The 9,013-nt window shown below is 66.5% G+C and carries 17 protein-coding genes and 1 pseudogene; 8 read left to right on the forward strand and 10 right to left on the reverse strand.

Annotated features, from left to right (window positions below; genetic code table 11):
• Positions 1-1,442, reverse strand: a 1,442-nt coding sequence (locus ACTMO_RS21245) for an AMP-binding protein (RefSeq protein WP_033401996.1), incomplete at its 3' end; no start/stop codon positions are given.
• 238 nt (positions 1,443-1,680) lie between these two features.
• On the opposite strand from ACTMO_RS21245, the gene ACTMO_RS23080 reads away from it, so the two are divergent.
• The 3 genes from ACTMO_RS23080 to ACTMO_RS0115680 all read left to right on the forward strand — a co-directional run bounded on the left by ACTMO_RS23080 (position 1,681) and on the right by ACTMO_RS0115680 (position 2,340).
• Positions 1,681-1,848 (forward strand): hypothetical protein, encoded by a 168-nt coding sequence (locus ACTMO_RS23080; RefSeq protein WP_157062912.1) that lies wholly within the window; start codon positions 1,681-1,683, stop codon positions 1,846-1,848.
• Positions 1,845-2,078 carry a ParB family protein gene (locus ACTMO_RS0115675; RefSeq protein ID WP_019855638.1) on the forward strand — a complete coding sequence of 78 codons (234 nt, stop codon included), beginning with the start codon at positions 1,845-1,847 and terminating at the stop codon, positions 2,076-2,078. The genes ACTMO_RS23080 and ACTMO_RS0115675 overlap by 4 nt, the downstream gene beginning before the upstream one ends.
• Positions 2,079-2,157: 79 nt before the next feature.
• Entirely contained in the window at positions 2,158-2,340 is a 183-nt protein-coding gene (locus ACTMO_RS0115680; RefSeq protein WP_019852801.1) for a hypothetical protein, read from the forward strand.
• 120 nt (positions 2,341-2,460) lie between these two features.
• Here the strand turns inward: ACTMO_RS0115680 and ACTMO_RS0115685 are convergent, their stop codons facing one another.
• The 8 genes from ACTMO_RS0115685 to ACTMO_RS0115720 all read right to left on the reverse strand — a co-directional run bounded on the left by ACTMO_RS0115685 (position 2,461) and on the right by ACTMO_RS0115720 (position 5,988).
• Complete coding sequence (locus ACTMO_RS0115685) at positions 2,461-2,928, reverse strand: Imm1 family immunity protein (protein WP_019852800.1); 468 nt, start codon at positions 2,926-2,928, stop codon at positions 2,461-2,463.
• Positions 2,925-3,242, reverse strand: coding sequence for a DddA-like double-stranded DNA deaminase toxin (locus ACTMO_RS23755; protein WP_157062913.1), 318 nt, complete (start codon positions 3,240-3,242; stop codon positions 2,925-2,927). Before ACTMO_RS23755 ends, ACTMO_RS0115685 begins: the two co-directional genes overlap by 4 nt.
• A gap of 214 nt (positions 3,243-3,456) precedes the next feature.
• Positions 3,457-3,918: an Imm1 family immunity protein gene (locus tag ACTMO_RS0115695; RefSeq protein WP_019855639.1), complete on the reverse strand. Its 462-nt coding sequence runs from the start codon at positions 3,916-3,918 to the stop codon at positions 3,457-3,459.
• Entirely contained in the window at positions 3,915-4,643 is a 729-nt protein-coding gene (locus tag ACTMO_RS0115700; protein ID WP_026449291.1) for a DddA-like double-stranded DNA deaminase toxin, read from the reverse strand. Before ACTMO_RS0115700 ends, ACTMO_RS0115695 begins: the two co-directional genes overlap by 4 nt.
• A 9-nt stretch (positions 4,644-4,652) precedes the next feature.
• Positions 4,653-4,901, reverse strand: a complete 249-nt coding sequence (locus ACTMO_RS0115705) for a hypothetical protein (protein ID WP_019855641.1) — start codon at positions 4,899-4,901, stop codon at positions 4,653-4,655.
• Positions 4,902-5,166: 265 nt separating this feature from the next.
• Positions 5,167-5,529, reverse strand: coding sequence for a hypothetical protein (locus ACTMO_RS0115710; RefSeq protein ID WP_019855642.1), 363 nt, complete (start codon positions 5,527-5,529; stop codon positions 5,167-5,169).
• Positions 5,522-5,749 carry a hypothetical protein gene (locus ACTMO_RS0115715; RefSeq protein ID WP_019855643.1) on the reverse strand — a complete coding sequence of 76 codons (228 nt, stop codon included), beginning with the start codon at positions 5,747-5,749 and terminating at the stop codon, positions 5,522-5,524. Before ACTMO_RS0115715 ends, ACTMO_RS0115710 begins: the two co-directional genes overlap by 8 nt.
• On the reverse strand, positions 5,746-5,988 hold the full coding sequence (locus ACTMO_RS0115720; RefSeq protein WP_019855644.1) for an HC3 family zinc finger protein: 243 nt from the start codon (positions 5,986-5,988) through the stop codon (positions 5,746-5,748). Before ACTMO_RS0115720 ends, ACTMO_RS0115715 begins: the two co-directional genes overlap by 4 nt.
• Before the next feature lie 128 nt (positions 5,989-6,116).
• Between ACTMO_RS0115720 and ACTMO_RS0115725 the strand changes: the two genes are divergently transcribed.
• From ACTMO_RS0115725 to ACTMO_RS0115745, 5 genes are all read left to right on the forward strand, one after another.
• Positions 6,117-6,971 carry a helix-turn-helix domain-containing protein gene (locus tag ACTMO_RS0115725; protein ID WP_026449293.1) on the forward strand — a complete coding sequence of 285 codons (855 nt, stop codon included), beginning with the start codon at positions 6,117-6,119 and terminating at the stop codon, positions 6,969-6,971.
• The gene (locus tag ACTMO_RS0115730; RefSeq protein ID WP_019855646.1) at positions 6,968-7,159 is read left to right on the forward strand and encodes a DUF397 domain-containing protein; all 192 of its coding nucleotides are present in this window, start codon (positions 6,968-6,970) and stop codon (positions 7,157-7,159) included. The genes ACTMO_RS0115725 and ACTMO_RS0115730 overlap by 4 nt, the downstream gene beginning before the upstream one ends.
• A 305-nt stretch (positions 7,160-7,464) precedes the next feature.
• Positions 7,465-7,674 carry a hypothetical protein gene (locus tag ACTMO_RS23085; protein ID WP_157062914.1) on the forward strand — a complete coding sequence of 70 codons (210 nt, stop codon included), beginning with the start codon at positions 7,465-7,467 and terminating at the stop codon, positions 7,672-7,674.
• Between the two features lie 83 nt (positions 7,675-7,757).
• Positions 7,758-7,919: a hypothetical protein gene (locus ACTMO_RS23090; protein WP_019855647.1), complete on the forward strand. Its 162-nt coding sequence runs from the start codon at positions 7,758-7,760 to the stop codon at positions 7,917-7,919.
• A complete protein-coding gene (locus ACTMO_RS0115745; RefSeq protein ID WP_019855648.1) occupies positions 7,916-8,149 on the forward strand; it encodes a ParB family protein in 234 nt (77 codons plus the stop codon). The genes ACTMO_RS23090 and ACTMO_RS0115745 overlap by 4 nt, the downstream gene beginning before the upstream one ends.
• A 672-nt stretch (positions 8,150-8,821) precedes the next feature.
• Here ACTMO_RS0115745 and ACTMO_RS0115750 read toward each other — a convergent pair.
• Positions 8,822-9,013, reverse strand: a pseudogene (locus ACTMO_RS0115750) (AMP-binding protein); the annotation flags it as partial.

Consider the following 9,013-nt stretch of genomic DNA (forward strand, 5'->3'; position numbering starts at 1 on the left):
CCGTAGCGCGGGTCGGGAACCCCGATCACCTGGGCGTCCAGGATGTCCGGATGGGTGTAGAGGAACTCCTCGATCTCGCGCGGGTAGATGTTCTCCCCGCCCCGGATGACCATGTCCTTGATCCGCCCGGTCACGCTCACGTAGCCGTGCTCGTCCATCACCGCCAGGTCCCCGGTGTGCATCCACCGCGCCGAGTCGATCACCTCGGCCGTCTTGGACGGCTCGTTCCAGTAACCCAACATCACCGAGTAGCCCCGCGTGCACAGCTCCCCCGGCTGCCCGCAGGGCACGGTGCGTCCCGTCTCCGGATCGACGATCTTGATCTCCAGGTGCGGGCCCACCCGGCCCACGGTGGACACCCGCCGTTCCAGCGAGTCGTACGGGCGGGTCTGGGTGGACACCGGGCTGGTCTCGGTCATCCCGTAGCAGATGGCCACCTCGGACATGCCCATCCGCTCGACGACCTGCTTCATCACCTCCACCGGACACGGCGAACCGGCCATGATCCCCGTGCGCAGCGAGGAGAGATCGTACCGCTCGAAGTCGGGCAGCTCCAGCTCGGCGATGAACATCGTGGGCACCCCGTACAGCGAGGTGCACCGCTCGGCCTGCACCGCCCCCAGCGCCGCGGCGGGGTCGAAGCCCTCGGCGGGGATCACCATCGCCGCGCCGTGGCTCGTGCAGGCCAGGTTGCCCATCACCATGCCGAAGCAGTGGTAGAAGGGCGGCGCGATCGCCACCCGGTCCCGCTCGGTGTAACCGCACAGCTCGCCGACGAAGAACCCGTTGTTCAGGATGTTGTGGTGCGACAACGTCGCCCCCTTGGGAAAACCCGTGGTTCCGGAGGTGTACTGGATGTTGATCGGATCGTCGGCGGACAACCCGGCCTCCACCCGCGCCAGCTCCACCGGGTCCGACTCGACGAACAGTTCCCGCCAGCCGTCGCCACCCAGAAACACCACCCACTCCAGCTCCGGACAACGCGGACGCACCCCCTCGACCATGTCCACATAGTCGGAGCTCTTGAACCCCTCGGCGGCGACCAGCATCCGCACCCCGGCCTGGTTGAGCACGTACTCCAGCTCGTGCGCGCGGTAGGAGGGGTTGACGGTCACCAGGATCACGCCGATCCGCGCGGTGGCGTACTGCACCAGCGTCCACTCCGCGCGGTTCGGGGCCCAGATCCCCAGCCGGTCGCCCCGGGTGAGCCCCGCGCGCAGCAGCCCGCAGGCCAGGGAGTCCACCTCGGCGACGAACTCACGGTAGGTCCACCCGCGTCCGGTGGCGAACTCCACCAGCGCGTCCCGCTCCGGCACGCGCCCGGCCGTACGCAGCAGATTAGCCCCTATCGTGTCCCCCAGCAGCGGGACCTCCGAGGTGCCCGAGGCGTAACTGCGGCGTAGGGGCTCCCCAACCGACTGGTCGTGGCCGAACTCCGACACGATGCCCTCCCCGTTGCGACACGACGGTGTGGTCCGGACAACATCCTCGCTCCCACGAACGACAGAGTCGAGACCTCGCAAGCAGCGGGTCCCCCACCGCTTTCCCCCCACTCGCGGAACGGGGCGACATCGGGAATCGGACAGACGGCGGTACACCACGGAAGAACACGGGACAGAATCCGGGGACGGCCCCGCCCGTTCCTCGCACGACACCCATCGACCACGACAAAGAGAGCCCATGCGACAGCATCCACCACAAGGCGTCTTCGCTGTGGTTCCGATCCTGGCGTTGAGCTGGTGCCTGATCGTCGACGCCTGGACCTGGTTGATCTGGACCACAGGATCCTTCACGATCGCCACAGTCATCCTGGAAGTCATCCGAGCACGAACGGAGCGCGATCTGTGACCCGCCGCGCCATGACCCCCTACGTCTCCGAGGACGTGATCGCACGCGCCAAGGCCGCAGTGGCCGCCCTCGGCGGCGACGTGGCCCACACCGCCAGCATGTCCGACCTCGTGGAACACGCCCTACACCGCGAAGTCGAACGCCTGGAACGCCGGTACAACAACGGCGACCAGTTCCCCCGACTCGACGGCAAACTCCGCACCGGCCCCTCCACCAACCAGGGACGCTAACCCCACCCCAACCGGGCCCCCGCCAAGGGTGGCCAGGGCTCGCACTTGTAGTACCTATGTTGTACGAGACGCCTGGCTCGTGGCCACCGGGCTGATCGCGTCCGAGGCCGCAAGCGACGTGCAGACCGTGCTCACCACGGCCACCACCCCCATCGCGATCGGAGTGGTCTACGCGCTCGCACGCTCGGCTGAGCCGCACCTACCCGTATGGCTGCGGCGGCTCGTACTCGGATCAGCCGTGCCCCCACGCCACGACCAGTGACCTGCCCACGCTCCCTAGCCCCAGGGGCTCTCAGCGATAGCCAGCAGACCGCGCCGATTGCGCACACAGTCCCCGGACTCCACATCGGATCCCGGGGCGTTTTTTCGTGTTCTGGGGACGTTAGAGGGCGAGGTAGCCCTGCTGCCACTGCACCGTGGTGGGGCGTCGACCGGTGTGAGTGTATTCGGTCAGGGCGCGGCGCACATCGGCTTGGGGAAGTGAGGCTGAGGCGGGCAGGAGGTCGGGGCCGTCGCAGGCGAACACCAGTTCGGGGGCCTCCTCGGGAGCGTGTGGGTTGAAGGTGTCCAGCACGGTGTCGGTGCCGATCCAGGTCATCGCCGCCCAGCCGGTAGGCGGGTGGGAGGCCACCCGGAGGTAAGCCGGTGGGAACAGGGCTCCGCCCTCGTCGCGGTCGGAGCGTGCGGGCCGGTCCCAGGCGCAGACGATGGTGGTGCGGCTGTATTCGGTGTTCTCGTTAAGAACACGGTCGATCAGTGTTTCGACCTCGTCCGGGGCACTGGCTGTATGGGTGCGTTCGTCTTGGTCGAAGAGCACGGTGACGACTGTGGCGGTGTCGATGGTGGTCATGCTTGTCCCTCGATGCGTCGTGGCCGGGTGGCTCCGGTTTCCCACACGTCCAGGACCGAGCCACGGGGCAGGATGGTGCGGATCGCTTTCTCGAAGGAGAGGTCACCGGAGCACATCCGGTTGTTGATCGTGACGGCTCCGTGGGTGATTCCGGCTTCGCGCATCAGCATCGCTGCCTGTGTCTCCACGTGTTGGGATACCGCCGGTGGTCCGGAGCGTCCACACCGGCGCTGTGACCATCCCGTGACCGACACGCCGAGCAGAGGCTTGGGAACCTCCCGGCGTGTCGCCACACACTTCCCCTCCCCAACCACCGAGTCCCCCGTCTACGCGGGGTACATGTCCCGATTTTGCCTAAAACCGGCCCACCACGGCCCCGCGCCTGCGGGGAGCACCTGGATCCGCTGCTGGACATCGACGTGTTCGTCGGTCCATCCCCGCGCCTGCGGGGAGCACTCTTGGTGACCTGCGATCTTAACAATACTTTCCCGCTGTGGGAATCACTGTTGGTCCGGAAAGCAGCGGCGGTCAGTACCACTGTCCGGGTTGCCACTGCACACAGCTCGGGCGTTGCCCGGTGCGGCAGTACTCGGTGATGGCTTCGCGGACTTGTTCGAGGGGCAGTGCGGCCGAGGTGGAAAAGTCCACTCCTCCGTCCGGGTCGAGAAGCAGGACCGGTGCCTCCGCTCCGGCATCGGGGTTGTAGGAATCGACGACACGTCCGTCCGGGGCGTGGGGGGCTATGTAGTTCAGTGCGCCCCAGCCGGTGTTCGGGGAGCTGGACACAAGCAGCCGAGCGTCCGGGAAGTCCGGTTCAGCGTCGATGACGAATCGGCACGGTCGGTCCCACACGAACACTTCGCACACCGGGCGTGGCGGATTCTCGACGATCTCGCGTACCAGCACCTCGAGTTCCTCGTCGGTGTGGGCATGACGCAGCTCGCGGCGGTAGAGCACCGATACCACGGTGCCTGTTTCAACGGTGGTCACGGTCTGGCCTTTCCTCGCAGCGTGATCGTGTCGGGCGCTCCGGGATGCCACACCTTCAGGGTGGAGCCTTCCGGCAGGATCTCCGGCACGGCTTTCTCGCATCCTCGGCAGAGTTCGTTGTTGAGCACCACGACGCCATAAGTCTGCCCTGCCTGACGCATCATGAGCGCGTATTTCACCTCAACGTGCGTTGTCACGGCGGGAGCGCCGCGGTCGTCGGTGGGGTATCGCTCGGAGTTGTGCAGGATCAGCCGTGCTTGCTCGGACAGCTTTGGGTCTCGCCCACTGTTGACCTGAAGTTCGTTGCCGTCCTGGTCGTAGACCAGCCCGGTGGTTTGCCCGCCGGTGTAGTCGGGCAGTCGCTGGCGGACCTGGTCGATCCAGGAGCGGTCCCGGGACGCGTCGGTGGGGATGCGGTCCAGGGGCGACGGGTGCGGCAGGCTCGGTGGGGGCTGCTCGCCGCTGATGCCGAGGGTGGCGAGGTAGCCCACCACGTGCCCTCGGGTGGTCTCGGACAGGGCGAGCACGTCGTCGATGAGCTCGCGGGCGCGTTCGAGTAGCGCCACGGCCTCGGCCAACTCGGCCGAGCTGCTGCCTGGGCCGATCTCGGCCAGGGTGGGCAGGGCGTACTCCTCGATCCAGGCCCGCGCCGGGTGCAGCTGCTCGGGCGGTAATCGCCCGAGCATCCCGGCGAGGGTATTGCCCATGTCTTCCACGTGGGACATGCCGGACTCCTACAGGACGGCGGAAAAGGACCGGACGTGCTCGGCGGCCTGCATCGCTGCCTGCGCGGCCTCGCCCGCTTTCTCGGCCGCGAGACCGAACAGGTGCAGAGCTTGTTGCACGTCCTCGTTCGTGCTGGTCCCGGCGACCTGGTTCAGTTGCCCGCGCAGCTCCTCGAGCGTGGTCCGCACGGCTTGCAGCTCGCCGACGGGCGCGGTGTCGATGATCTGCTGTAACCGGCCGCGAATCTCTTCCAGCATCACTGTCTCCGGGTGGGTCCGGTGTCTCACTCGACGGGCTCGCCCCGTTTTCCCGCTGCCAGGCGAGCATCCGGTCGTACTCGCACGGCCCCTCGTGGGCGGCGGGGCGCACACACCACGCGGCGTGGGGGCACGGGATGGTCATTGGCATGGCCATTACGTCACGGTCTCCTTGGGTGCAGGCCCGGCCGATGCCGTCGGGGGCAGGCACCGGCCGGGCCGAACGACCCGGTGCCGGGTGGAGGCAGGCACCGGGCCGTGGTCTCTACAGGGCGCGCAGCCGCGCCAGTACGCGGGCCAACAGCGCCCGGTCCGGGGACAGGGACAGCTCCGGGCTAGGCTCGGGCCGCCGACCCGGCAGGGTGGAGCCGCCGGGTCGGCGTCTGGCCACCGCCGCCAGCGGCAGGGTGCCGCGCCAGTGCGACCACCGGCCCCGGCCGACCGCGGGAAGCTCGCCCGTTTCCTCGGGCATCTCGATCTCCTCGCGTAACTGCTGTACGGTCAGCGCTCCCGGCCCCGCCCCGGCGTGCCGAGGCCTGCGCTCCGACCGGGGCGCCCAGATCCCGAGGACGACAGCGGTCGCCGCCAGGGCCAGAGCGAGGACAACAGCCGGTAACACATCAGGCATCCGAACCACCCACCGTGCTGTCGACGGTGAGCTCCCCAGTGGGCAGCGTGTCGGCGTGCTCCCGCAACGCGGCGGCCACCTCGTCCAGGGCCACCGCCACGTCCCGACACCGCCCGGCGGTGACGCGGCGCCCGCCCACCTCGTAGGCGGTCTGCTCCAGCAGCCACACGCCCCGCATCAGCAGCTCGGCCAACCCGGCCGCCGCACTCGGCCCGCTCATGCCTGCTCCCCCATGTCCGGACGCGGCGGGGCCCCCACGATCTCCCTGGCTCTGGTGTCACAGGTCGGGCACGTCCACCACAACCACGCCAGCTCGCCCTCACGGGCCTCCAGGGCCTGCCCACACAGCGTGGACACCACCTGCCCCTCCGGAAACTGCGTCCGCCCCGACGGCCGCCTGTCCTCGCTGACATGACGCCCCCCACCGGCGGGCACCCACGTAAACGGAATCTGTGGCATAAGTTACTCTCCATAGTGGTTTAATCTCCGCCCTTCCGGATAGGAACCATCATGATGGTTCCGAACCACTTGGGCAATACTCCGATCAAGTGATCCACTCATTCCGAGACCTGTTCTACGATTGGTGCATGACGGGAACCAGGCCAGGAAGCCCGAAAGCACGAACGCTCGGCGCTGAACTGCGAAAAGCCCGAGAATCTACCGGAACCGGAGTGCGCGAACTGGCTCGTAGACTCAATATCGGGCACGCATGGATTACCCGCACCGAGACAGGTATTCGTACGGCGACACCCGAAGACGTCGCCGCTATCACCGTCGCGCTCGGACTCTCCGCCGCCGAACGGGACCGCCTTACCGAACTCGCTCGCGAAAGCGACGGTCCCGACTGGCTACGCTCTGGTATTCCCGGTGTCCACCAAGAGCTCGTGACACTGATCGAATACGAGCGCACCGCCTCGGCGATCACCGAAGTCGCCCCGCTTCTTGTTCCGGGGTTGCTCCAGACAGCCGACTACGCCCGAACGGTCATGGGAACGACACAAGGACCGGAACAGGAAACCCGCATCGCGATGCGAGCCAGCCGTCGCGACATCCTCACCAGTCGCCGAGCACCCACCTTCGAAGCGATCCTCATGGAACGCGCCCTAACCGAGCGGATCGCTTCACCCGAGGTCATGGCCGACCAACTTCGGCAGTTGGAAAAACTCGCCGAACTGCCCAACGTCACCCTACGAATCATCCCGGCCAACCCCGAGACATGGACACCGGCGCACTCCGGTCAGTTCATGCTGATCGAGTTCCCGCGGGCCGCACCGATCGTACACCTCGAACATCTGGGCTCGGCCGCGTTCCTCACTGCGCCCCACGCCATAGACATCTACAAAGACGCCGCAGGTAACCTTCGCGATGCGGCGATGCCTCCGGATCAGGCAACGGAGTTCATCGCCGCACACGCAGACAAATTCGAGGAGAGTATACCGTGAAACAACGTCCCACAGGCTGGAGGAAGTCCACTCGATCCAGCAACAACACCGCCTGCGTCGAGGTCGGCCGCGTCGGCGACGGCGCCGCCGTGCGCGACACCAAGGACCGCTCGGCCGGGTACTTCACCACCACCCGCGGCCAGTGGGCCGCGTTCCTCGACGCGGTGAAGAACAACCGGTTCGAGTGAGCCGCTGACACACGGCGCCCCCCGGAAGGTTCCGGGGGGCGCTTTTTCGTACCCCTGACGACTCCTGCTCGACGAGCACACCCACAACCAAAGCGGACAAGCCGCCCCGCTGACAGCCAGTACCTCGCACCCTGACCCCCACACACGAGGATGCGACCACCGGCCCCGGAACCCACCACCACACCCCTCCACCAGATTCCCTCAAAAAATTCCCCAGCAAACCCTTGCATAGTTACTTGTAATTTGAGTACACTATGGACAGTTCGGCAGGAAGCCGGATGAGTTAACTACAGAGTGGAGGGCAGATGCCAGATAGCTATCTGTATCTGGCAATCGTCGCCAGCACCGTGGGATCGTTCTCGGGAATCGTGAACATGATCGCGGGGGTGCTGACCATCCGTGCCAACCGGAAAACTCCGGGAGACCAGAACCGGGAAATATCGGTGACACGGACGGTCAAGCCTCACCGGCGCCGCAAGACGGGGCGCAAGCGAGGTAAACACCGCCGACGGTGACGATGTGCCAGGGGACTGGGGTAAAGCAGCTACCCCAGTCCCCACCACTCTGAGTTTACCCCTCCACATCAGGAAGGCAAACCATGAAGATCGACCCACCTATCGGAACCTTCACGGTGATTCCCATCGTGGTGTTCGTGCTTGGCCTAGTGCTGGGCACGTGGACATGGGTGCTGTGGATCATGGGCATGCTCGCCGTAGGCTCCATAGCACTCGAAATAGTACGCATGAAGGTGACACGATGACCCGCCGCGCCATGACCCCGTACGTCTCCGAGGACGTGATCGAGCGCGCCAAGGCCGCGGTGGCCGCCCTCGGCGGCCACGTGGCCCACACCGCCAGCATGTCCGACCTCGTGGAGCACGCACTGCGACGCGAGGTCGAGCGCCTGGAACGCAAACACAACGACGGTGAGGAGTTCCCGCGAGTGACCGGCAAACTCCGCACCGGCCCCTCCACCAACCAGGGACGCTAACCCCACCCCACACACCGGGCCCCGGCCACCCCTGGCCGGGGCCCGCACTCTTCCCCACACACGGGGACCACACGGACACGTGCACGCCCCTCCCACACGACAGGGGCACCCGGACTACTACCCCCACACCTGCCGCGAGCACGGCCACACGCTCACACCGAAGGAGCAGGCCGAAGGACCATCCCCGCGCCTGCGGGGAACACGCAGTGAGAAGCTGTTGCTCATCGGGCGATGGGGGTCCATCCCCGCGCCTGCGGGGAACACGGACGCCACCTGCTGTCCCACAGCACCGTGTGCGGTCCATCCCCGCGCCTGCGGGGAACACTTGACCTCCTCCTGCGAAGCCACGGCGCCGTACGGTCCATCCCCGCGCCTGCGGGGAACACACGTACTGACCTGCGACTCCGTAGCTCCGTTATTCTTTTGTGATCTCTCACGATGGCACCCGCATCCTAGGCATACCCACCCGAAAGCCACAACACTGACCTCGCGCTCCGAGCCCTCTCCCCCACAATCGAAACACAGTGGACATTTCTGTCCACAAGAGACTGAACGTGGGGCACATGTGGGGCAGAACCCGCTAGCCAGAGCTAGTAGCGGCTAGTCCACATACCCACGAAACCCCTTGTGCGCAGGAACAACTAGCCGACGTCAGTTCTCGCTAGTTCCCGAAATCACCATACCGAAGCAGTGGTAGAAGGGCGGCGCGATCGCCACCCGGTCCCGCTCGGTGTAACCGCACAGCTCGCCGACGAAGAACCCGTTGTTCAGGATGTTGTGGTGCGACAACGTCGCCCCCTTGGGAAAACCCGTGGTTCCGGAGGTGTACTGGATGTTGATCGGATCGTCGGCGGACAACGCGGA

The sequence above is a fragment of the Actinopolyspora mortivallis DSM 44261 genome (genome assembly GCF_000384035.1).
GTDB classification, from domain to species: domain Bacteria; phylum Actinomycetota; class Actinomycetes; order Mycobacteriales; family Pseudonocardiaceae; genus Actinopolyspora; species Actinopolyspora mortivallis.

Bases quoted from the DNA above. Each gene is read 5' to 3' on its own strand.
- ACTMO_RS0115700 (WP_026449291.1), bottom strand. From the start codon at position 4,643: ATGTCCCACGTGGAAGACATGGGCAATACCCTCGCCGGGATGCTCGGG.
- ACTMO_RS23090 (WP_019855647.1), top strand. From the start codon at position 7,758: ATGAAGATCGACCCACCTATCGGAACCTTCACGGTGATTCCCATCGTG.
- ACTMO_RS23085 (WP_157062914.1), top strand. From the start codon at position 7,465: ATGCCAGATAGCTATCTGTATCTGGCAATCGTCGCCAGCACCGTGGGA.
- ACTMO_RS0115720 (WP_019855644.1), bottom strand. From the start codon at position 5,988: ATGCCACAGATTCCGTTTACGTGGGTGCCCGCCGGTGGGGGGCGTCAT.
- ACTMO_RS0115685 (WP_019852800.1), bottom strand. From the start codon at position 2,928: ATGACCACCATCGACACCGCCACAGTCGTCACCGTGCTCTTCGACCAA.
- ACTMO_RS0115705 (WP_019855641.1), bottom strand. From the start codon at position 4,901: ATGCTGGAAGAGATTCGCGGCCGGTTACAGCAGATCATCGACACCGCG.
- ACTMO_RS0115745 (WP_019855648.1), top strand. From the start codon at position 7,916: ATGACCCGCCGCGCCATGACCCCGTACGTCTCCGAGGACGTGATCGAG.
- ACTMO_RS0115725 (WP_026449293.1), top strand. From the start codon at position 6,117: ATGACGGGAACCAGGCCAGGAAGCCCGAAAGCACGAACGCTCGGCGCT.
- ACTMO_RS0115715 (WP_019855643.1), bottom strand. From the start codon at position 5,749: ATGAGCGGGCCGAGTGCGGCGGCCGGGTTGGCCGAGCTGCTGATGCGG.
- ACTMO_RS0115710 (WP_019855642.1), bottom strand. From the start codon at position 5,529: ATGCCTGATGTGTTACCGGCTGTTGTCCTCGCTCTGGCCCTGGCGGCG.
- ACTMO_RS23080 (WP_157062912.1), top strand. From the start codon at position 1,681: ATGCGACAGCATCCACCACAAGGCGTCTTCGCTGTGGTTCCGATCCTG.